17 protein-coding genes are annotated in these 24,166 nt (G+C 34.7%); 10 read left to right on the forward strand and 7 right to left on the reverse strand.

Annotated elements, in window-relative coordinates; genetic code table 11:
- Nucleotides 1–46: 46 nt before the first annotated feature.
- The 4 genes from O5O44_RS01890 to recA form a co-directional block, all read right to left on the reverse strand.
- Nucleotides 47–1,603, reverse strand: a complete 1,557-nt coding sequence (locus O5O44_RS01890) for a hypothetical protein (protein WP_289195514.1) — start codon at nucleotides 1,601–1,603, stop codon at nucleotides 47–49.
- The gene (locus tag O5O44_RS01895; protein ID WP_019388058.1) at nucleotides 1,604–2,146 is read right to left on the reverse strand and encodes an RNA polymerase sigma factor; all 543 of its coding nucleotides are present in this window, start codon (nucleotides 2,144–2,146) and stop codon (nucleotides 1,604–1,606) included. It lies immediately after the preceding gene.
- A 25-nt stretch (nucleotides 2,147–2,171) separates the two neighbouring features.
- Nucleotides 2,172–2,585 (reverse strand): hypothetical protein, encoded by a 414-nt coding sequence (locus tag O5O44_RS01900; RefSeq protein WP_289195515.1) that lies wholly within the window; start codon nucleotides 2,583–2,585, stop codon nucleotides 2,172–2,174.
- A gap of 204 nt (nucleotides 2,586–2,789) precedes the next feature.
- Nucleotides 2,790–3,791 carry a recombinase RecA gene (gene recA, locus O5O44_RS01905; protein WP_289195516.1) on the reverse strand — a complete coding sequence of 334 codons (1,002 nt, stop codon included), beginning with the start codon at nucleotides 3,789–3,791 and terminating at the stop codon, nucleotides 2,790–2,792.
- A 281-nt stretch (nucleotides 3,792–4,072) separates the two neighbouring features.
- On the opposite strand from recA, the gene trhO reads away from it, so the two are divergent.
- The 9 genes from trhO (at nucleotide 4,073) to O5O44_RS01950 (ending at nucleotide 13,536) form a co-directional block, all read left to right on the forward strand.
- Nucleotides 4,073–5,146 (forward strand): oxygen-dependent tRNA uridine(34) hydroxylase TrhO, encoded by a 1,074-nt coding sequence (gene trhO, locus O5O44_RS01910; protein ID WP_289195517.1) that lies wholly within the window; start codon nucleotides 4,073–4,075, stop codon nucleotides 5,144–5,146.
- Nucleotides 5,147–5,155: 9 nt separating this feature from the next.
- Nucleotides 5,156–6,400: a peptidase U32 family protein gene (locus O5O44_RS01915; RefSeq protein ID WP_289195518.1), complete on the forward strand. Its 1,245-nt coding sequence runs from the start codon at nucleotides 5,156–5,158 to the stop codon at nucleotides 6,398–6,400.
- Nucleotides 6,400–6,630 (forward strand): ferredoxin, encoded by a 231-nt coding sequence (locus O5O44_RS01920; protein ID WP_019388063.1) that lies wholly within the window; start codon nucleotides 6,400–6,402, stop codon nucleotides 6,628–6,630. The genes O5O44_RS01915 and O5O44_RS01920 overlap by 1 nt, the downstream gene beginning before the upstream one ends.
- An 83-nt stretch (nucleotides 6,631–6,713) precedes the next feature.
- Nucleotides 6,714–7,718, forward strand: a complete 1,005-nt coding sequence (locus O5O44_RS01925) for a radical SAM protein (RefSeq protein ID WP_289195519.1) — start codon at nucleotides 6,714–6,716, stop codon at nucleotides 7,716–7,718.
- A 195-nt stretch (nucleotides 7,719–7,913) separates the two neighbouring features.
- Complete coding sequence (locus tag O5O44_RS01930; protein WP_026010083.1) at nucleotides 7,914–9,164, forward strand: PSP1 domain-containing protein; 1,251 nt, start codon at nucleotides 7,914–7,916, stop codon at nucleotides 9,162–9,164.
- Nucleotides 9,151–9,645 (forward strand): gliding motility lipoprotein GldH, encoded by a 495-nt coding sequence (locus O5O44_RS01935; RefSeq protein ID WP_289195520.1) that lies wholly within the window; start codon nucleotides 9,151–9,153, stop codon nucleotides 9,643–9,645. The genes O5O44_RS01930 and O5O44_RS01935 overlap by 14 nt, the downstream gene beginning before the upstream one ends.
- A 47-nt stretch (nucleotides 9,646–9,692) precedes the next feature.
- Nucleotides 9,693–12,032 carry a penicillin-binding protein 1A gene (locus tag O5O44_RS01940; protein ID WP_289195521.1) on the forward strand — a complete coding sequence of 780 codons (2,340 nt, stop codon included), beginning with the start codon at nucleotides 9,693–9,695 and terminating at the stop codon, nucleotides 12,030–12,032.
- A gap of 121 nt (nucleotides 12,033–12,153) precedes the next feature.
- Nucleotides 12,154–12,858: a CoA transferase subunit A gene (locus O5O44_RS01945; RefSeq protein ID WP_019388069.1), complete on the forward strand. Its 705-nt coding sequence runs from the start codon at nucleotides 12,154–12,156 to the stop codon at nucleotides 12,856–12,858.
- A 24-nt stretch (nucleotides 12,859–12,882) separates the two neighbouring features.
- A complete protein-coding gene (locus O5O44_RS01950) occupies nucleotides 12,883–13,536 on the forward strand; it encodes a CoA transferase subunit B (protein WP_019388070.1) in 654 nt (217 codons plus the stop codon).
- A gap of 296 nt (nucleotides 13,537–13,832) precedes the next feature.
- Here the strand turns inward: O5O44_RS01950 and O5O44_RS01955 are convergent, their stop codons facing one another.
- On the reverse strand, nucleotides 13,833–15,506 hold the full coding sequence (locus tag O5O44_RS01955; protein ID WP_289195522.1) for an ABC transporter ATP-binding protein: 1,674 nt from the start codon (nucleotides 15,504–15,506) through the stop codon (nucleotides 13,833–13,835).
- 226 nt (nucleotides 15,507–15,732) lie between these two features.
- Here O5O44_RS01955 and O5O44_RS01960 point away from each other — a divergent pair, with 226 nt between their 5' ends.
- Nucleotides 15,733–22,086 carry an immunoglobulin-like domain-containing protein gene (locus tag O5O44_RS01960; protein ID WP_289195523.1) on the forward strand — a complete coding sequence of 2,118 codons (6,354 nt, stop codon included), beginning with the start codon at nucleotides 15,733–15,735 and terminating at the stop codon, nucleotides 22,084–22,086.
- 49 nt (nucleotides 22,087–22,135) lie between these two features.
- Here O5O44_RS01960 and O5O44_RS01965 read toward each other — a convergent pair whose 3' ends face one another.
- A complete protein-coding gene (locus O5O44_RS01965; protein WP_019388383.1) occupies nucleotides 22,136–22,849 on the reverse strand; it encodes a 3'-5' exonuclease in 714 nt (237 codons plus the stop codon).
- 147 nt (nucleotides 22,850–22,996) lie between these two features.
- Complete coding sequence (locus tag O5O44_RS01970; RefSeq protein WP_289195524.1) at nucleotides 22,997–24,154, reverse strand: serine hydrolase domain-containing protein; 1,158 nt, start codon at nucleotides 24,152–24,154, stop codon at nucleotides 22,997–22,999.
- Between the last annotated feature and the right edge of the window lie 12 nt (nucleotides 24,155–24,166).

The raw sequence follows: 24,166 nt of genomic DNA on the forward strand, positions 1-24,166 counted from the left end.
GAGTTTCGAGCTTAAATAAAACTCATATCTAGATCTAACCAAAAACCTAGAACTTTATAGCAAATCCGGTATAAACACCAATAAAGTATGGTGAAAAATTACCAGAAGTATTATTAAACGTATTAAATTGATATTTGAAAATAGGTTCTAAATTCAAATCGAATCGTTTAGAAACTTTATAGTTTAGACCTAACCCGAAATTCGCACTATAACTTGTTTTATTAATGTTACTAGCCTCACCAAGGTAAGTTCTAGTACCGTTTTCTTCTTGAGAATAAATTTCATTGTCATTTAAAAACAACGAACTAAAACCACCAATTACGTTTACACCAAACTTCTTATCAGAGAGTGTGTATTGAATTTCTAAAGGAATTTCAATGTATCCTAACGCTTGATTAATTGACGCATTACTCGAAGCAATGGATTCGGTGGCATTTGAACTACTTAATGTTTCAGAACTTATAAAAGAAACGTCGTCACTATTTCTATTAGCTCCAGAAACATTTTGCAATGCACTACTACTTGATCTTGAACCGGTAGATTGAAATACAATCACATCATTAGTATTATAGCCTAAGTTCACTCTATTAATACCAGAGCGTATTTTTAGTTTTTTATTTAAAGCATAACTTGCCGCTATTCCATAACTCATATTAATCTCACCAGATTTAGAATTGTTATTAAACTGTGGGTCTATAGATGAGCCTTCTCCAAGCGTATTAAAATAAATAGGCGCTGCGTTTGGTGAAACAGTCCATTTGTTTTTTTGATTATTACTTTCTTCGTCAATAATATCTTTTGAAATATTTATAGCTTCTTCGATAGATAGTTCGTTATTTTCTGAATTTTCATCAACTGTTACGTTATTTTCAATTTCAGAACTAGTATCAGCAATTTTTGTATCGTCTTTTAAAGCATCATTAAGTATAGCTTCAGCTTTTTCTTTGTCAACCAAAAGTGTTTCTGTTACATTTTCAACTTTTACAGTTTCTGATAAATTCGCTACAGAAGTCTTCTCATCAACATTTTTAGGAAGACTGATTTGCTCATTTTTGTCTTCGGAAGCGTTTGCTACAGGATCAGTATTCTGATTATTCAGATTGTTTTTAAGCCTTGTTTTATCAGAAGAAACCAATTTGGATTTACTTTGATTTTTTATTGTTGAAGTATTTGTTTCTGCAACAGTAGTTTCATTTGAAGCATCAATTTGATCTGTAATTAAAGGTGCTTCGGCATTTAGGTTTGAAGTCTTATTTGATTCTTCTTCTTTCGAGTTTTCTAAAACCACTTGATTGGTTTCAGAAGTATCGTTTATATTTTCATTACCAAGAATCGTGTTTTCAGGAATTGTATTTTCTGTTTCAACTATAGGATTGGTTGAGCCTTCTTCAGAGTTATTAAAATAAATCCCGCCAATGGTTAATAAAATAAGCAATGCAGCTGCAATACCAGCATATTGCCACCAAATAGGTACAACGCGTCGCTTTTTCTTTTTTTCATTAAGTTTAGCTTCAATATTTTTCCATACAGCATCGCTAGGTGCAGCTTCAAAATCTTTAAAACCTTCTTGAAAAATTCTGTCTATATGTTTTTTATCACTCATTTATAATGTCTGCGAACGTTGTGTTGTTTTATAATCTTCTATAGTTTGTTTCAAAATTAATCGCGCTCTAGCTAAATTAGATTTTGAGGTTCCTATATTTATTTCTAGCATTTCTGCTATGTCTTTATGCGAATAACCATCAAGTACATAAAGGTTAAAAACCAATCTGTATCTGTCTGGTAATTCTTGAATAATTTTTAATAGATAGTCGATAGAAACGGTATCTTCTTCAACATCTAACTCAACATTCTCAGCTGTATTTTCATTAATTATATCAAAAACTTTTTCGTTTCGGTAACGCTGTAAAACGGTATTTACTGTAATGCGTTTAATCCAACCTTCAAAAGAACCTTTACTTTTATACTGTTCAATTTTATCAAAAATCGTTAAAAATGCGTCTTGCAAATTATCTTCGGCTTCGGCATAGTTCCGCGAATACTTTAAGCAAATAGCGAATAATTTACTCGAAAAGAGTTTATATAATTCACCTTGAGCTTTAGTATCATTAATTTTACAATTTTCTATGAGTTGCTTTAAACTCAATTTTTAAACATGTATTAATTAATTTTTACTCAACTACGGGAACTTCAATGGTTAAATATTGTGTTTCTCCGTTGTCATCTTCACCCTGCCAAAACTTAAAAATGTAAGAGCCATTACTTGTAACATGAAAGTTAAAAGTCGATTCAACTAAGCTCTCTTCTAGGGTTTCACAGTTATTACTATCAAAAACATAAGTTATTGGAGCAACTGTTCTTTCATTATTTTCTTTTAAATAATAAAATTCTTTAAAGGCATGGCAAGTTGAAGGCCTGAAATAAGATACTGTAATGGGGTAGATTTCGCCTAATTCGAATTCTTCAGGAATGTCTACGCTTTCAACAGGTAAAATTTCAAAACTATAACTTGTACCGTCGTCATCGTTTAAATCACAAGATGCACTAAAAATAACAGTTAAACAAAGAACTAATAATTTTTTCATAACAAATAATAAATTGGGGTTTCATACATGTTTGCACTATTTAGATGCAATTGATATGAAAAGGTTGCGCGACATTATAAAAAAATAAGAAGTTATTTGCGATTGAAAAACTGTTTCCTATTAATTGTAGACTAGAAAGGAGAGGGTAAACAGCATGACCAAGAATCTAGAAATAAAAAAATCCCGAATTAACGGGATTTTAAATTATTTTTCTGAGACAGCTTGTCTAACCTTGGCTTCGAGCTCATCCATAAGTTCTGGATTGTCTTTTATTAAGGCTTTTACAGCATCTCTACCTTGACCCAGTTTGGTTTCGTCGTAACTAAACCATGAGCCACTTTTCTTTACAATTTCATGTTCTACAGCTAAGTCTAATATTTCACCAACTTTTGATACGCCTTCGCCATACATAATATCAAATTCAGCCATTTTAAAAGGTGGTGCAACTTTGTTTTTCACCACTTTCACTCTGGTTTTATTTCCAGCAACGTTACCGTCGGTTTCTTTAATTTGAGTTGAACGACGAATATCTAATCGAACAGAAGCATAAAATTTTAACGCATTACCACCTGTTGTCGTTTCTGGATTACCAAACATTACCCCAATTTTTTCTCGTAATTGGTTAATAAATATTACGGTACAATTGGTTTTACTTATAGAGGCGGTAAGTTTTCTTAAGGCTTGAGACATTAAACGTGCGTGAAGTCCCATTTTAGAGTCGCCCATTTCACCTTCAATTTCACTTTTTGGGGTTAATGCCGCAACAGAATCGATAACCACAATATCAATTGCACCAGAACGAATTAAATTATCGGCAATTTCTAAAGCTTGCTCACCATTATCAGGTTGAGAGATAATTAGATTATCAATATCAACACCTAGTTTTTCGGCATAAAAACGATCAAAAGCATGTTCTGCATCAATAAATGCAGCAATACCTCCCGCTTTTTGAGCCTCGGCAATAGCATGCAAAGTTAAGGTGGTTTTACCAGAAGATTCTGGACCATAAATTTCTATAACTCGTCCTCGAGGGTAACCACCCACGCCTAAAGCGATATCTAAACCTAAAGAACCCGACGGAATAGCATCAACATCTACAATTGCAGAGTCGCTCATTTTCATTACGGTTCCTTTTCCGTAGGCTTTATCAAGTTTGTCTAATGTTAGTTTTAGTGCTTTTAATTTGGCTTCTTTTTCGTTGCTCATTTCTATATTTTTCTAAAAAATTGTATGCTAAAATACTATAACTTTTTTCACAATACAATATTATCGCGCAACCTTTATCAACATTTTGCATCTATATAAAAAAGAGGAAAAAATTTGCTATGAAATTTATCCTAAATGGTTTGAAATTTGACTAACTCGAACTAATTATTAGCACTTTAGTTAAGCTAAAGTGCTTTTTTTGTGGATTTTATTGTCCCATCTTCTTAAAAGTGTATTTTTGCACCTTATAAAATATTCTTTAATCTTAAAATTAGTATAGCATGCAACTGTACAATAAATTAAGTGCAAAAGAAAGAGCAGAATTAATCGAGAAAGCTGGCAAAGATCGATTAACACTTTCTTTTTACCAGTACGCCAAAATTGCCAATCCACAAGAATTTAGAGATCAACTATTCATCGTTTGGGATAAACTAGACGTGTTAGGGCGCATTTATGTTGCTAAAGAGGGTATAAATGGGCAGTTATCACTGCCAGCAGACCGTTTTAACGAGTTTAAAGAACACCTCGATACCATTAGTTTTTTAAAAGGCATTCGATTAAACATTGCCGTAGAGCAGGATAACATGTCGTTTTTAAAATTGAAAGTTAAAGTGCGACACAAGATTGTTGCCGATGGATTGAACGATGATACTTTTGATGTGACTAATAAAGGTATTCATGTAGATGCGGATAAGTTTAATGAACTTATTGAAGATGAAAAAACGGTATTGGTTGATATGCGTAACCATTACGAAAGTGAAATCGGGCATTTTAAGAATGCGGTAACCCCCGATGTTGATACGTTTAGAGAATCTCTAGATATTATTGAAGAAGATTTAAAAGACCATAAAGAAGATAAAAATCTAGTAATGTATTGCACTGGTGGTATTCGTTGCGAAAAAGCGAGCGCTTATTTTAAGCATAAAGGATTTAAAAATGTGTTTCAGCTAGAAGGCGGAATTATTGAATACACAAGACAGGTAAATGAAAACAATCTAGACAATAAATTTATTGGAAAGAATTTTGTTTTTGATGAACGTAGAGCCGAAAAAATTAGCGACGATGTTATTGCACAATGTCATCAATGTGGCGAACCTTTTGATGTGCATACCAATTGTGCTAATGATGCTTGCCATTTGTTATTTATTCAATGTGATGCATGTAAAGAAGAAATGAATAATTGCTGTTCAACAAACTGTAAAGAAATACACGCTTTACCATTTGAGGAGCAGAAAGCATTAAGAAAAGGGCAATCCAATAGTAACGACATTTTTAAAAAAGGGCGCGCAGACCATTTACCTTATAAAAAAGACTTGAGAAATATTTTTGAAAACTTGAAAGTCGATAAAAAATAAGTAAAGGTTATGCAGAAGATAGAGTTAATGGCGCCTGCGGGAAATTTTGAATCACTTCAAGCCGCTTTAGATAATGGTGCCGATTCCGTTTATTTTGGTGTTGAACAATTAAACATGCGCGCCAGAGCATCAATAAATTTTACGTTAGATGACTTACAAGAGATTTCAAACCGATGTAAAGCAAAAAATGTCCGAACGTATTTAACCTTAAATACGATTATCTACGATCATGACTTATCAGTAGTAAAAACTTTGATAAATAAGGCTAAAGATGCTAATATTACAGCGGTTATAGCCATGGATCAGGCTGTAATCGCATCGGCAAGAGAGGTTGGTATGGAAGTCCATATTTCAACGCAAATAAACGTTACCAACATTGAAACGGTTAAGTTTTATGCCATGTTTGCAGACACGATGGTACTAAGTCGTGAACTTAGTTTGCGTCAAGTAAAAAAGATATCCGAACAAATAGAAAAGGAACAAATTAAAGGCCCTTCAGGACGTTTGGTTGAAATTGAAATATTCGGTCATGGCGCCCTTTGTATGGCAGTTTCTGGTAAATGTTATATGAGTTTACATTCCCAAAATTCTTCAGCAAACAGAGGTGCTTGTAAGCAAAATTGCAGAAAAAAATACACGGTTATCGATCAAGAAACTGGTTTCGAAATGGAGCTAGATAATGAGTATATCATGTCTCCAAAAGATTTATGTACTATCGATTTTTTAGATGAAGTTGTAGATGCAGGAATAAAAGTATTAAAAATTGAAGGTCGCGGAAGAGCCCCTGAATATGTGGCTAAGGTTATAAAATGCTATCGTGAAGCTATTGATAGTTTAGAGAAAGGTACCTATAGCAAAGAAGAGGTTGTTACTTGGATGCAAAGTTTAGAAACGGTTTACAATCGGGGGTTTTGGAGTGGTTATTATTTAGGACAGAAACTAGGAGAGTGGAGTAAAGGCTCAGGATCTCATGCCACACAAAAGAAAGTGTATATAGGTAAGGGTATGCACTATTTCCCAAAAGCTCATGTAGGCGAATTTAAAATTGAAGCCTATAATATTAAAGTTGGAGATACCGTTCTTATTACAGGGCCAACTACAGGAGCAAAAGAATTTGTTATAGAAGAATTTTTAGTGAACGATAAAAAACTAACTGAAGGCTTAAAAGGCGATTTAGTAACCATAAAACTACCTTTTAGAATTCGTCAGTCCGATAAACTCTATAAAATCGTTGAAAATAAAGTAGAAGCTTAATGGTAGTTATTACATTGCAACGAAATAAGTGTATTGGCTGTAACTACTGCGTGGAGTTGGCACCAAGTCAGTTTCAAATGTCTAAAAAAGACGGTAAAACTGTATTGTTGCATGCCTCAGAAAAAAAAGGTTTTTACACATTAAAATCTAACGATCATTTAATTTTTGAAGCTTGCGATAATGCAGCAAAGGCTTGTCCTGTTAAAATTATTTCGGTAAAAGATGTTTAAAACTAAAACAAAAGACAGGTAACCTAGTCATTGCGCAATGCTATATTTTTGCCAATTATTTTGATACCTTAGTAAAATCATTTATGAACATATACAAACTTTTACAACTCAATCGAAAGATAAAAAACCACAGGATTAAATTTCTAGGGTTATATCTTTTGCACATATTAAACAGGCGTTATTTAGCGGTTAATTTAGACCCAGTTTTGGCTTGTAATCTGCGTTGTAAAATGTGTTATTTTACAGATGAAGAGTATGTAAAAAAGTTAAAAGGTCAATTTAACGAAGAAGAAATTGATCGCGTAGCTAAAACCATTTTTAACCGCGCATTAAAACTTCAAGTCGGTTGTGGTACAGAGCCAACCCTTTATAAAAAACTACCAGAATTAATTGCATTAGGTAAAAAGTATAATGTGCCATATATCTCCCTGACTACAAATGCAAATTTACTGACCGAAGAAAAAATAGAAGCCCTTTTAAAAGCAGGCTTAAATGAGTTTACCATTTCGCTTCATGGCGTAACCAAAGAAAGTTACGAGAATTTCATGGGAAAAGCAGATTATGAAAAGTTTCATGCCGCTTTCAATGCATTCAAAAAGCTAAAACAATTTTATGATTTTAAAGTTCGAATTAACTATACATTCAATAAAGATAATTTTCACGAATTAGAAGAATTTTTTAATCATTTTAATGGCAAAAGCTTCGATATCCTCCAAATACGTCCTATTCAAAAAATAGGAAATACAGCGTATAATGATTTTGATATTTCAAGCTTAGAAGAAGATTATACTAGAATCATAAAAGTAATTACAGATAATTGTAAAACTAATAATATTACCTTATTAGCACCAAATTCTATATCTAAATTAAGTAACAATAACGAAGCTAGTTTTATATTCGATTACACATTTTGCTACGTGTCGCCAACAAGTTTCTGGAAAGAAGGCTTTAATTGGAAAGAAGAGAGTTTTAACGAATTTAGCAAAAAAATAGGATGGAGTAAACTCCTGTTTTCTAATATCTTTAAGTCTAAAAAGCAGCTAAAAACAACCTCAAATAAGCTTAATTATGAAGTTGAGTTTAATTAAAAAATGCTTTGCTTTATAGTCTCTTAGAATAATCTTATATTTACGTCCAAGAACCAGATTTTTTAGAAAATTCATTTCAAAAATCATTTCTTAAATTTTCATTATCAAGTCTTTACGGTAAAGGCAAGATTCAAAATAATTATGAACCATCTTCCGATAGATTTTTAATTCTAATCGGAATCAATATATAAAAATATGGCTTGCGCAAGTTGCTCAACTAAAGACGGCTCACCTAAAGGCTGCAAAAATAATGGTACTTGTGGTACAGATAGTTGCAATAAGTTAACCGTTTTTGATTGGTTAGCAAACATGTCTCTTCCTAACGGCGAAAAACCATTTAATTGGGTTGAGGTTCGTTATAAAAACGGTAGAAAAGAGTACTACCACAACACAGAGAATTTAACTTTAAGTATTGGCGATATTGTGGCAACACAAGCTAAAGCGGGTCATGATATTGGAATGGTAACCCTTACGGGGGAATTGGTGCGCGTACAAATGAAGCGTAAAAATATCCCAGAAAATGTTGAAGAAGCCTTAAAAATTTACCGAAAAGCAAGTCAGAAAGATATCGATATTTGGTCAGCAGCACGCGATAAAGAAGAGCCTATGAAGGTTCGAGCACGTCAGTTTGCAATCGATTTGAAACTTCAAATGAAAATTTCTGATATCGAATTTCAAGGCGATGCTAGTAAAGCTACATTTTATTATACGGCCGAAGAGCGCGTAGACTTTCGTGAATTAATTAAAGTTTTTGCTCGAGAATTTAGAACACGTATTGAAATGAAACAAGTTGGGTTTCGTCAAGAAGCTGCAAGACTTGGTGGTATTGGTTCTTGTGGTCGAGAACTATGTTGTTCTACATGGTTAACAGATTTTAGGTCGGTAAGCACTTCGGCTGCTCGTTATCAGCAATTATCACTAAATCCGCAAAAACTAGCAGGACAATGTGGTAAACTAAAATGTTGTTTAAATTACGAGTTAGACACGTATTTAGATGCCCTGAAAGACTTTCCAAAAACAGACACCAAACTTTACACAGAAAAAGGAACTGCGGTTTGCCAAAAAACAGATATTTTTAAAGGACATATGTGGTATGCCTATGAAGGTGAATGGATGAATTGGCACAAAATTACTACCGAGCAGGCCAATGAAATTATTGAATTAAATAAACAAAAGAAAAAAGTAGCTAGCCTCGAAGAATACGCGTCAGATGTGGTGGAAGACACTAAAACCGAATTTGAAAACGTTGTAGGTCAAGATAGTTTAACACGTTTTGATGGTCCAAAAGGCAATAAAAAACGTAGAAATAATAGAAGGAAAGGTAATCAAGGGAGAAAGAAAACAGGTCCAAAAGACCAGGCGCCATCCAATAATAAGCCTAACCAACAAAAACCTAGAAAAAACAATAAAAGAAAACCACAAAACAGTAAAAATGCTGCAAAATAGATTCTTGTTATTTTTATTAATGTTTTCTTTTATCGTAGTGTCATGCGATTCTAACAGTGTTTATGATAATTATAAATCTGTTCCAAATGCGTGGCATAAAGATTCTATTGTAAGTTTCAAAATAAACCCACCAGACTCAACTAAGGCGTATAATCTTTTTGTTAATCTTAGAAATACCAATGCCTATAAATACAACAACTTATTTTTAATTGTTGAAATGGTATTTCCGCACGGAAAAACAATAAAAGACACTTTAGAATATAAAATGGCAGAACCTAGTGGCAAGCTTTTAGGTGAAGGTTACATGGATATTAAAGAAAATAAATTGTGGTATAAGGAAAAGGTTGTTTTTTCAGAAGCAGGAGAATATATTGTTAACATACAGCATGCCATGAGAGAAAATGGTAAAGTAAATGGCGTTGAAGAGCTAGAAGGTGTTACAGATATTGGCTTTAGAATTGAAAATCCTATCACAAAATAAAACTTGTCACACAGAGAGAAATCGAAGTGTTTTTTAATTAGAACGACATGGCAAAAACAAAAAAAGAGACAAAAGGAGTACAAGATTTTTCAAAATATATCCGTTGGTTTTGGATGGTATTTATAGGTGGCATATTAGCTGTTCTATTAATATTTTTATTAGCTTCTTGGGGCGCGTTCGGTGAAATGCCAGACCATACACAGCTGGAGAATCCTAGAACTAATTTAGCTACTGAAATTATTTCTTCAGACGGTCAAACTTTAGGTAAATTTTATTTTAATGATAACAGAACACCGGTAAGTTATAGCGAATTACCTCAAAACCTAGTTGATGCATTAATAGCTACTGAAGATGCGCGTTTTCATGAGCATTCAGGAATCGATGGCAGAGGGACTTTAAGAGCATTTATAACATTAGGAAGCGGTGGTGGAGCGAGTACCATTTCGCAACAACTCGCTAAACAATTATTTCATGGTGAAGGGTCAACAAATATTGTAAAACGTGTACTTCAAAAAGCTAAGGAGTGGATTATCGCTATTCGTCTAGAACGTCAATACACCAAAGAAGAAATTATAGCTCAGTATTTCAACATTTATGATTTTGGGAATAATGCCGATGGTATTCGTAGTGCATCCAGAATCTATTTCAATAAAGAACCTAAACAGTTAGACTTAAAAGAATCTGCAATGTTAGTAGGGATGTTTAAAAACTCATCTTTATATAACCCTAGAAGAAATCCTGTTGGTGTAAAAAATAGACGAAATGTAGTATTATATCAGCTGGAAAAATACGGATACATTTCAGAAAAAGTTAAAGATTCGTTGCAACAAACGGAGTTAGATTTAGATTATTCACCAGAATCGCACCGCGAAGGTATTGCAACTTATTTTAGAGGTTATTTAGATGGATTCATGAAAGATTGGATTAAGAATAATCCAAAACCTGACGGCACTAAATGGAATTTATACAACGATGGTTTAAAAATTTATACCACGATTGATTCCCGAATGCAAAAACATGCTGAAGATGCGGTTCAACAACATATGCCAAGGTTACAAGCAGAATTCTTTGTTCAAAATACACCAAAAAGAAACCCAACAGCTCCTTTTTTAGATTTAGAGCTAGAAGAAATTGATGCATTGCTTAATAGAGGAATGAAACAATCAGAACGATGGAGAAAAATGAAATACGATTTAAAAAAATCGAATAAGGAAATCATAGAATCTTTTCAAAAGCCAACAAAAATGAGTGTTTTTACTTGGAAAGATGGTAAAGCTTCAGAGGTAGATACGCTTATGAAACCAATTGATTCTATGCGTTATTATAAGTCATTTTTAAGAACAGGGATGATGTCTATGAATCCACAAACTGGTCATGTAAAAGCTTGGGTTGGCGGTATAAATTATAGGCATTTTCAATATGATATGGTGAAACAAGGTAAGCGGCAAATTGGTTCAACATTTAAACCATTTGTATATACAGCTGCAATAGATCAATTGCACTATTCGCCATGCGATGAATTTCCAGATGTACCGTATTGTATCGAAGCCAATAAATATGGAAACCCAGAAGAGTGGTGTCCTAAAAATTCTGGACACAATTACGGTGGAACTAGAACTTTAAAAAATGCCTTGGCAAATTCTGTAAACACGGTAACAGCACAATTGATTGATAAAGTAGGTCCTCAAACCGTTGTTAATTTAGCTAATAAATTGGGTATAGAATCTGAAATGCTTCCGGTGCCATCTATAGCACTTGGAACGCCAGATATTAGCGTATACGAAATGGTAGGTGCTTATTCAGCATTTGCAAATCAAGGAGTTTATACAAAACCTGTTATGGTAACTAGCATTGAAGATAAAAACGGAACCATTTTATATCAATTCAAACCTGAAACGCGTGATGTTTTGAGTGAAGAAACTGCCTATGTGGCGGTTAAGCTTATGGAAGGCGTAACGCAGGTTGGTTCTGGAGCTAGATTAAGACACAATTGGGCTAAAAATGTAACCGAATATAAAGAGGTGATCACAGGATATCCATACGAACTTACAAATCCTATAGCAGGAAAAACAGGAACCACCCAAAACCAAAGTGATGGTTGGTTTATGGGTATGGTACCCAATTTAGTTACTGGTGTTTGGGTAGGAGCCGAAGATCGAGCAGCACATTTTAAAACCATAACTTACGGACAGGGAGCTGCTATGGCCTTACCTATATGGGGTATTTATATGAAAAATTGTTATGCTGATCAGGATTTGAATATCTCCAAAGAAGAATTTGAAGCACCAGAAAATTTAACGATAAATGTAGATTGTGCGAACCATAATTCAGATACAACTGAAGAAGATTCAGATGAAGAAACACCTGAAGATTTAGACTTCGGATAAAATATTTAAGAATTCATTAAATTGATTAAAACCGTTCTGAAAAGAGCGGTTTTTTATTTATCAGAAATTTAGACTTATCATTCAATTATTCGTAAATTTATACAGTAAAAACTGAATAATAATGATTAATAAGAAAGTAGCCAACGTTCAAGAAGCTTTAAATGGAGTTTCCAACAACATGACTTTTATGTTTGGGGGTTTCGGCCTTAGCGGAATTCCTGAAAATGCAATAGCTGAATTAGTAAAATTAGGGGTAAGCGGTTTAACTTGTATCTCTAACAACGCTGGGGTAGACGATTTCGGATTGGGACTATTGCTTCAAAAAAAGCAAATCAAAAAAATGATTTCATCTTACGTTGGGGAAAATGAAGAGTTTGAACGCCAAATGCTTTCAGGTGAATTGGATGTCGAGTTAATACCACAAGGCACCTTGGCAGAACGCTGTAGGGCTGCCCAATCTGGGTTTCCAGCAATATATACACCTGCCGGGTATGGCACTGAAGTAGCTGAAGGTAAAGAAACACGAGAGTTTGATGGGAAAATGTATGTTTTAGAACATGCGTTTAAAGCAGATTTCGCATTTGTAAAAGCTTGGAAAGGTGATGCGGCAGGTAATCTAATTTTTAAAGGAACGGCAAGAAATTTCAATCCTAATATGTGTGGGGCTGCAAAAATAACGGTAGCTGAGGTTGAAGAATTGGTTCCACTAGGTACTTTGGACCCTAATCAAATTCATATTCCAGGAATATTTGTTCAACGTATTTTTCAGGGTGAAGTATATGAAAAGCGCATTGAGCAACGAACTGTGAGACCAAAAATAAGTTAAAAGTTCAACTTTATATCAATAAAAATGTTAGACAAAAACGGTATAGCTAAACGAATAGCAAAAGAAGTACAAGATGGGTATTATGTAAATCTAGGCATTGGCATCCCTACATTGGTAGCTAATTATGTTAGAGAAGATATTGAGGTTGAATTTCAAAGTGAAAACGGCGTATTAGGTATGGGCCCATTTCCTTTTGAAGGGGAAGAAGATGCTGATGTTATTAATGCTGGTAAACAGACGATAACGACTTTACCTGGAGCCAGTTTTTTTGATTCGGCAATGAGTTTTTCTATGATACGTGGAAAGCATGTTGACCTCACTATTTTAGGTGCTATGGAAGTTGCAGAAAACGGAGATATAGCGAATTGGAAAATACCTGGTAAAATGGTTAAAGGTATGGGTGGTGCTATGGATTTGGTGGCCAGTGCCGAAAATATAATAGTAGCTATGATGCACACCAATAAGCGCGGTGAATCTAAATTACTTAAAAAGTGCACACTGCCATTAACTGGTGTAGGCTGTGTAAAACGCATAGTCACCAATTTAGCAGTTGTTGAAGTTACAAACAATGGTTTCAAACTTTTGGAACGCGCACCAGGTGTTTCTGTGGATGAAATAAAAAAGGCTACGGCAGGAAATTTAATTGTTGAAGGAGATATTCCAGAGATGCAAGTTTAAGTTCAAAAGCACATTTATCGAAAGAAAAATCGACAAAATGTTAAATAATTATGCATTTTGTCGATTTTATATGTTTTTAAACGAACAAATTGAAAATGTGTGTTATATTAGCAGTCCCCAAAGAAACCAAATAATTATAGATTGCCCCAAATCTACCTTAATCTTAACAACCTATGAATATTGCAACAAATCTACCTGAACTACCTACTGATAACGAAAGCAAATTCAAAGAAACTTTAAAAGAAAATTTAAAATTCTTGAAGAGCTTGGTTTATCTTACAAAGAAGTTATTCATGCTATAACCCTTTGGGAATAGCATGAATTAATTTTTTTGTATACTCTTTTTTCGGATCGCTATAAATAATATCGGCGTCTCCTAATTCTTCTATTTTACCTTGATTCATAACAAGCAATTGGTCAGACATATATTTTACTACTGCCAAGTCGTGTGAAATGAAGATATAGGTAAATCCAAAATCAATTTTCAGTGTATTAAGCAAGTTTAATACTTGAGCTTGAACTGAAATATCTAGAGCAGAAACCGATTCATCACAAACTATCAATTTAGGTTGCAACGCAATAGTTCTTGCAATGCCTATACGCTGACGCTGTCCTCCAGAGAACTCATGCGGATAGCGGTTATAATAGTCTTCAGATAATCCTACCTTATTCAATATTTCAATAACTTGAGCTTTTCTTTCAACATCAGAATTGTAAAGGTTATGAACTTTCATGGGTTCCAAAATCGATTCACCAACAGGAATTCGAGGGTTTAGTGAGGAATAAGGGTCTTGAAAAATAATCTGAATCTCCTTTCTAAGCACTCTCGTTTCTTTTTTTGAAAGTTTAGTTATATCTGTACCTTTATATAAAATAGAACCTGCAGTGGCTTTATCTAATTGTAAAATCGCATTTCCTAGGGTCGATTTCCCGCAACCGGATTCTCCAACTAAACCTAATGTTTCGCCTTCGTACAATTTAAAACTCACATTATTTACAGCTTTAAAATGTTGAGGTTTTGTAAACCAACCTGACTTTGTAAGATATTCTTTTTCAACATTAATAACTTCCAACAAAGGCGGTTTACTGTACAGTTTTTTATGATGTTTTTGACGTTCTGCAGGAGTTATAATTTCATCTGAAATACTATCATTTAAAAAATCTTGAATGGTTGGTAAAATTTTTAATCGCGAATTTAATGTGGGTCGAGAATTTATTAAAGCCTTAGTATAGTTGTGCTCTGGGTTCTTAAAAATCGTTTCTACTTCACCTTGTTCTACAATTTCGCCTTTATACATAACAAGAACACGATGTGCAATTTCTGAAATTAGGGCCAAATCGTGTGTTATGAAAATAATACTCATTTTTGTTTGGGCTTGCAGGTCTTTAAGAAGGTTTATAATATCTTTTTGCACAGTAACATCTAAAGCCGTGGTGGGTTCATCTGCAATTAAAATATCTGGTTTACAAGCAATGGCCATGGCAATCATAACCCGTTGTTTTTGTCCACCTGAAATTTCATGAGGATAAGCATTAAAAACACGTTCTGGTTGTGGTAGTTTTACTTTTTCGAATAGCGTTAATGTTTCTTCCTTAACTTGTTTTTTTGATAAATTTGAATGTTGCAACAATATTTCTTCAACTTGATCCCCACAAGCCATCGACGGATTGAGTGAACTCATAGGTTCTTGAAAAATCATGGCAATTTTAAGACCTCTAATTTTTTGAAATGCTTTTGAATTTAATTGCGTTAAATCGTCTCCGTTATAAACAATAGAGCCATTTGTTATTTTAGAAATCTTTTTGGGTAATAAACCCAAAATGGCTAAAGACGAAACCGATTTCCCAGAACCAGACTCTCCAACTATTCCTAAAATTTCGTTTTTATTTAAGTGATAAGAGATATTATGAATGACTTCATTATTTCCAAAAGCTATGTTGAGATTATTGACTTTTAAAATTGATTTCATTCTTTATAACAGGTTAATTTGTAGGTTCAAATATACTAAATAGAAAGTTGCTTAAACGTGGTATTTTGTGTAAGATTAATACTATGTGTAGGTGATTTCTTCAGGTCTGTTATGGTAAACCCGTAAAATGGATAACTATCTAAAAATCAATCGAAGATTCTTTAATTTTTAGAATAATTTCATTTAAATTCAACACATATTTTAATTTTTTAACCACCCAATTTTCATGAAAAAGAACATTTTCACTCTCCTTGTATTGTTAAGTTTTACGTTTGTATTTTCACAACAAAATTTATCACCAAAAAGAATCTCAATTTCAAACCCTTCTCAAACTGTAATCAAAAAAATTAAACAAGCAGGTATAGATTTAACCTGTGGACCTAGATTTATCGGGAATAATTTAGAGCTAGAACTAGGATCTGCTGAATTGGAGGAATTGCGAAAAAGTGGTGTTCAATACACAGTAGTAATTGATGATTTAACGACCTATTACAGCCAAAGAAATGCTATAGAGTTACCTAAAGCAAAATCGACTTTAAGTAGTCTTAAAACCCAAACAAAACAAAAAGGTAAGACAGGCAACTATCAAAAGAGTTTAAGTTTACAGAACGTGTTAGTTGGTAATCCGACGCAGCACGATGAATGTAGTGAAATTAATTGGCCTGTACCTTCAAATTTTCAATTGGGAAGTATGGGAGGCTGTTTAACAGTCAGTGAAACTTTGGCACAGTTAGATTTGATGCGCAGCTTATATCCAAATTTAATATCTGTAAAATCTGACGCTTCTCCAACTGGACAAACAACTCATGGTAACTCAACAGGAGGAACCACTTGGTCTGGACAAACAGTTTATTATGTTAGAATTTCAGATAATCCTGATATTGATGAAAGCTCGGAACCTGAAACTTTAATTACAGGTATGACCCATGCCAGAGAAGTTAATAGCCTTATGAATGTGATGTACTTTATGTGGTATATTCTAGAAAATTATAACATCGATCCGTTTATAAAAAATGTTGTTGATAATCAAGAAATTTATTTCATACCAATTGTGAATCCTGACGGTTTACTTTGGAACGAAGTCATCGCACCAGGAGGTGGAGGTTTACAACGTAAAAACTTGAGACCCGGCGTTGCTGATAATGGAACTACGGCTACCTCCAACAACGTAAGAGGTGTTGATTTAAATAGAAACTTCAATTATTATTGGGGATGGGATAATTCTGGATCGTCTCCAACAACTAGCAGTAACACATACAGAGGACCCTCTGCAGGATCGGAGCCAGAAACTCAAATTCTTCAAGATTTTGTGTTGAATCACGATATTAAAGTGGCTGTTAACCATCATGGTGGATTAAACTCTATAGTTACCTCTTCGTATAACGGTAGTGTTTCTGCCGCAGATTCTGGAAGAGAAGATGAATATGCCAAAATTTGTCATGATTTAACCCAGTACAATCGTTATATATACGGTTCTGCGCCTAATACACTTTATGAGGCAAATGGTGATGCTAATGACTGGATGCTTGGTGGACCATCAGTTTCTTCTGGAGGCCAAACAAATGCTGGTTCTGGTAAAGATGTTTTAGCTTTTGCGCCTGAAAATGGAGATGATTTTTGGCCTACTCCTTCTTTAATTACTCCAATTGCAGTAAGAGCTATGAGAATGAATTTCCTTTCAGTTTTATACTCTGGAAAATTCGCTAAACTTCATGATTTAAATTCGAGTGCCATCACATCAACTTCTGGAAATCTTTCTTTTGGGGTTGAATATTTAGGCAAAACCTATGATGATATCACCTTAACTGTTACGCCGGTTTCTTCAAACATCACTTCAATAACATCACCAACCGTACAATCGGGTTGGACTAAACTTGAACAAAGAAACTTGAGTATTCCTTATACTTTAGATGCGGGAATTCAACCAAATGATGAAATTGAATTTCAAGTGACTTTAAGTAATAATGATTTTGTGCTTTATCAAGCAAACTATATTAAATACTATCAATCGAGTTTACTTTTTGAGGACAATCCTGATGTTACAGGAATAACAAATTGGACCACTTCGGGTAGTTGGGGTGTCACAACCGATGCTTATTCTGGTTCTAGCGCTATAACAGATTCGCCTTCGGGAGCATATAGCAACAATTTAAGTAGTACGATTACATTAAATACAGCATTAGATTTTTCGGGTACATCTCAAGCTTTGATTCAATTTTATGCGAAGTGGGATTTAGAAAGGAATTATGATCTTGTGCAGTTAGAAGCTAGTACCAACGGCGGAAGTACTTGGGATGCATTATGTGGAAATTACAATAAGCCAACTTCTACCTCTACTACCAATTATCATTTAAATAAAAATACAACAGCGTTTAGAACACATCAATCAACTAATGGCGACATTGTTTATGATGGTGACACCATGGATAAATGGGTGATGGAAGAAATTTATATTAATCCTTCTGAAAACAGTTTCCTATTTGGGCAAAGTAATGTGCAGTTGCGATTTAGATTAAAAACGGATGCTTCTAACAGAGAAGATGATTTAACCACAACTTTTGATGGATTTACTTTTGATGACTTTAAAGTTATTAGTATTCAAACACCTTGTGCATTATCAGTACCTGTAAATGTAACCAGCAGCAATATATCCACTACAGAAGCAACTATTTCTTGGGATAATATTCCCTCTGCAACTTACGATTTAAGATATCGAATTATTGGTGATGCCAACTGGACAGATGTTTTAGGGTTAACAGCGCCAACTTTAACTCTTACAGGGCTTGCAACGCTAACCGATTATGAAGTTCAAGTACGTTCAAATTGTGGAACAAGTAGTTCTGCTTATTCAGCTTCAATTAATTTTACAACCCTAGATGTTCAAGTAAATTATTGTAGTTCTGCAAGTACTAATGTTAATGATGAGTACATTAGTAGAGTACAACTTAACACCATTGATAATAGTTCTGCGGGTCAGTTTTATTCAGATTTCACAGGAATTCAAACGACCTTAACTAAAAGCTCACAATATGCAATAACTATTACGCCAACCTGGACAGGTTCAGTATATACCGAGGCTTATTCCGTTTGGATTGACTTTAATAAAGATGGAGATTTTGATGATTCAGGTGAACAAGTGTTTTCACAAGCTCCTACAAATGCAACATCAGTTACTGGAAATTTTACAGTGCCAACTTCAGCAGTAGAGAATTCTACTAGAATGAGAGTATCTATGCAATACAATGCAATCCCAACGTCTTGTCAAACTTTTCAGTACGGTGAGGTTGAAGATTATACAGTTGTAATCGAAGCTGCGGGTCCTGATACAACAGCACCTGTTATTACTTTGAATGGAGGAACCAATGTTGATGTGAATCAAGGCGCTACTTATACTGATTTGGGGGCAACAGCCTTGGATAATGTTGATGGTGATATTTCTGCAAACATTATTGTAGGAGGAGATACCGTTGACACCAATGTTATTGGAAGCTATGTGGTGACTTATAACGTAAATGATGCAGCAGGTAATTCAGCCACAGAGGTTACAAGAACAGTAAATGTTGTGGTGCCTTCGAGCGGATGTTCAGGTGGGATTGATACATTTCCTTATGCCGAAGGATTTGAAGGTTCAATTGGATTATGGTCACAGGCTTCAGGTGATGATTTAGATTGGTTGGTAATCTCAAATAATACTCCTTCTAACAATACAGGGCCATCTGCCGCAAATGAGGGAAGCAGTTACATCTATGTTGAAGCGTCAGGGAATAATACAGGATACCCGAGTAAGAGAGCGATTATAAATTCACCTTGCTTTGATCTATCAAGTGCTAGTGCAGCTAGTTTCAGTTTTCAATACCACATGTTTGGGGTTGCTGATATGGGAAGTATTGATTTAGAAATAAGTGTTGATGATGGAGCTTCATGGGTAAGTCTTTGGAGCCAAACTGTGAATCAAGGAGATTTATGGTTATTAGTTAATATTGATTTGAATAGTTATGTTGGACAGAGTGTGCAATTAAGATTTAATAGGTTAACCGGAGATACTTGGAGGGCAGATGTTGCTATTGATGACGTTAATCTAACAACTGTTGAAGATGACACCACAGCACCAGTAATTACCATAAACGGAGCTTCGACTATCGATTTAAATGTCGGTGCTATTTACACCGAACAAGGTGCCACGGCCACCGATGATTTAGATGGCGATATTACGGCCAGTATTGTTATAGCAGGCGATGTTGTAGATACCAACACGGCAGGTACGTATTTAGTAACTTACGACGTAAGTGACGCTGCAGGAAACCCAGCCACACAGGAGGTAAGAACAGTTAATGTGACTCCAGACACCACAGCACCAGTAATTACCTTAAACGGTGCATCTACTATCGATTTAAATGTCGGTGCAAATTACACCGAACAAGGAGCCACAGCCACTGATGATTTAGATGGCGATATAACAGCCAGTATTGTTATCGGGGGCGATGTTGTAGATACCAATACGGCAGGAACCTATTTAGTAACTTACGATGTTAGTGATGCCGCAGGAAACCCAGCCACACAAGTGGTAAGAACAGTTAATGCAATTCCAGATACCACGGCACCAGTAATTACCTTAAACGGAGCTTCGACAATCGATTTAAATGTCGGTGCAAATTACACCGAACAAGGTGCTACAGCCACCGATGATTTAGATGGCGATATTACGTCCAGTATTGTAATAGCAGGCGATGTTGTAGATACCAACACCGCAGGAACCTATTTAGTAACTTACGATGTAAGTGACGCTGCAGGAAACCCAGCCACACAAGTGGTAAGAACAGTTAATGTCATTCCAGACACCACAGCACCAGTAATTACCTTAAACGGTTCATCTACTATCGATTTAAATGTCGGTGCAAATTACACCGAACAAGGAGCCACAGCCACAGATGATTTAGATGGCGATATTACGTCCAGTATTGTAATAGCAGGCGATGTTGTAGATACCAACACCGCAGGAACCTATTTAGTAACTTACGACGTAAGTGACGCTGCAGGAAACCCAGCCACACAAGTGGTAAGAACAGTTAATGTGATTCCAGACACCACAGCACCAGTAATTACCTTAAACGGTTCATCTACTATCGATTTAAATGTCGGTGCAAATTACACCGAACAAGGTGCTACAGCCACAGATGATTTAGATGGCGATATTACGTCCAGTATTGTAATAGCAGGCGATGTTGTAGATACCAACACCGCAGGAACCTATTTAGTAACTTACGATGTTAGTGACGCTGCAGGAAACCCAGCCACACAGGTGGTAAGAACAGTTAATGTCATTCCAGACACCACAGCACCAGTAATTACCTTAAACGGAGCTTCGACAATCGATTTAAATGTTGGTGCAAATTACATCGAACAAGGAGCCACAGCCACCGATGATTTAGATGGTGATATTACCGCCAGTATTGTTATAGCAGGCGATGTTGTGGATACTAACACCGCAGGCACGTATTTAGTAACTTATGATGTTAATGACGCCGCAGGAAATTCAGCAACACAGGTGGTAAGAACAGTTAATGTCATTCCAGACACCACAGCACCAGTAATTACCTTAAACGGTGCTTCGTCAATCGATTTAAATGTCGGCGATGTTTACACTGAACAAGGAGCAACCGCTACTGATGATTTAGATGGCGATATTACGGCCAGTATTGTTATCGGGGGTGATACAGTTAACACGAATGCAGAGGGGACTTACATAGTCACCTATAATGTAAATGATACATCGGGAAATGCAGCAATTGAAGTTACAAGAACAGTGAGTGTAGTTAATGTTCCAACAGATGTCATAATACACGAAGGTTATTTTGAAACTGGATGGGATGGTTGGATTGATGGTGGTAGTGATTGTGCGAGAAGAGCAGATGCCGCACGTTCTTACGAAAATTCATACTCAATTCGTATAAGAGATAATTCTGGTACTGCTTCATCTATGACCTCTCCTAGTTTTAATCTCTCGACATTTAATGAGGTCGAATTTAATTTTTATTTCTATTCACAGAGTATGGAAGTAGGTGAAGATTTTTGGTTACAATATAATGATGGTTCAGGTTTTGTAACCGTCCAAACGTGGGCTAGAGGAACTGATTTTGTAAATAATGCATTTGATAATTTTATAGTAACTCTTAGCGCTTCTCAATTTAATCTTTCAAGTAATGCTCAATTTAGGCTGATTTGTGATGCTTCAGGAAATAATGATCAAATTTACATTGATCAGGTAGTAATTACAGGAAGAGGTGGTAATGCTGCATTATTTAAAACTAACGAACCTAAAAAAGTTCTTGATGTAACAGAAAATGTGATAGTTAATAATGTTCTTAAAGTTTACCCAAACCCCGTTAAAGGAGACATATTAAACATTAAAACATCTAAAGGAGGAACCATGTCCTTTAGAATTATTAATGCACTGGGACAAATTGTAATTACAGGTAAAACTTCAAAAGAAATAATTGTAGACCAATTAGAAGAAGGTATGTATTTTATTGAAGTAACCGAAGGTGCTGACAAAATGATGAAACGATTTATTAAAGACTAACTCAAATAATTAAATCAATTAAAAGGTCCGGAAATTATTTTCGGACCTTTTATATATGTTTAATTTCATCATGCATTAAAATGGAATCACCTCTTAAACGCAGAAAAATTTGAGCTACAGCAACCGTGTCTTTTTCGCAATAGGTAATAATTCGGTCAATTTCTTTTTCTTCGTAATAGACACGATAAACCTCGCTGCCATCAATATCATCCTTAGGTGATGGAATACCTAAAACATTGGTAAGTAGTTTTAAAGATGTATAGGTTTTAAAATCACCAAATTTCCAGAGTTCTAAAGTATCTAAATGAGGTACTTCCCATGGTTTTTTTCCAAATAAATTGAGTTTATAAGGTAATTCTATGTTATGAATTATCATGCGTCTTGCGATGTAAGGGAAATCAAATTCTTTTCCATTGTGGGCACAGAGCAGATGCTTTGTTTCACTAAAATGAGAAATGAGTAAGTTTTTAAAATCTTTTAGAATGGTAATTTCGTCGCCGTAAAAAGAAGTAACTCTAAACGTTCTTAAATCACCTTGAAACGTAAAATACCCAACGGATATACAAATAATTTTACCAAATTCTGCCCATATTCCTGCGCGATCGTAAAATTCTTCAGCAGTAAAATCGTCTTTCCGTTGATACTTCGATTTGTGTTCCCAAAGTACTTGTTTGGTTTGATCTAAATCAGAAAAATGTTGAACTTCTGGGACAGTTTCAATATCTAAAAATAAAATGTGTTCTAGGTTGAGTTTATTTATCATAATTCTCAAATAAAAGCAAAACACTAAAGTAAGTATTTACTTTCTTTAATCCTGATATATAAGACAAGTTTTATTGAATTTATAGAAATTTAATAAAAAGCCTGAAATATTATTATTTCAAATAATCTTTTTGGTAAAATATATGTTTTATAATGTGATGTTCAGCATGTTATAAGCTTCTTCTATATATAAACTGATATCTTGAGTAAATTGACCAACTTTTTTATTATTTCCTTTTGAATGTCCTAATCTAACAATAATAATATTATCATTTGGTTCAACAATTACATATTGACCTAAGTGCCCGCGCATCATAAAAAAGTCTTTGGTTCCAATAGATTTTAGCCACCAACCATAGCCGTAGACATCGCCGCCTTCATAAACTGGTTTCAAAGAATTAGCAACGAAAGTAGAATCTAAAATTTGCTGTCCATTCCATTTGCCATGGTCTTTATATAGTTTGCCAAAACGCGCAAAATCTTTAGCATTACTTGCTATACAACAATAAGCTTTTACCAAATCGTGATCCTCACTATCTACCTGCCAAAGAGTTGGGTTTACTGAACCTAACGGTTTCCAGAAACTTTCAGATAAATAATCATATAACTTTTTGCCAGTTGCTCGTTCTATAACCATGGCAAGCATTTGGGTATCGCCACTAGAGTATTTAAAGCGTTGTCCTGGTTCTTCAGAAACTTTAAGTCCTAACATCACTTTTTCTAAATCATCATCAAAATATGCACGTGTTACTATCGAAAAAGGTGAGTAATAACGCTCGTCCCAAGTGGTACCAGAAGCCATACTTGATAAGTGACCTACAACCATTTTTGCCGCTAATCCTTCGCTAAATTCAGGTATAAAATCACTAACAGGTTGGTCTAAACTTTTAATATGGCCTTCCATTATCGCTTTCCCCATAAGCCCAGAAACGTAACTCTTAGCCATAGAAAAGGAATTAGTTTGAGAGTTTTCATTAAACTCGTCATAATAATTTTCAAACCAAATACTATCTTGTTTTATAATAACATAGGCAATAGTTCCATTGGCTGTATTAATAGAGTCCAATCGTTTGGTCTCTGTAGCCGAATTGTAGTTTTTATGATTTGGCCATGGTTGAGGTGTGCCATTTTCAATAACTCGATTATCAAAAGATTTGTAATCTTCTAAAAATGCGGTTGTATAGCCTTTTAGATAGATGGTTCTTACGGCCTTTATAAGATAATCTGTATCGGTAAGGTATAGGCCAATGACTAGTAGCCCGATTAAAATGACTAACCACTTTAGGAGCTTTTTTAAGAATTTCATTCGTTTAGTTTA

Source organism: Algibacter luteus, from assembly GCF_030344935.1.
In the GTDB taxonomy this organism is placed as follows: Bacteria; Bacteroidota; Bacteroidia; order Flavobacteriales; family Flavobacteriaceae; genus Arenitalea; species Arenitalea lutea.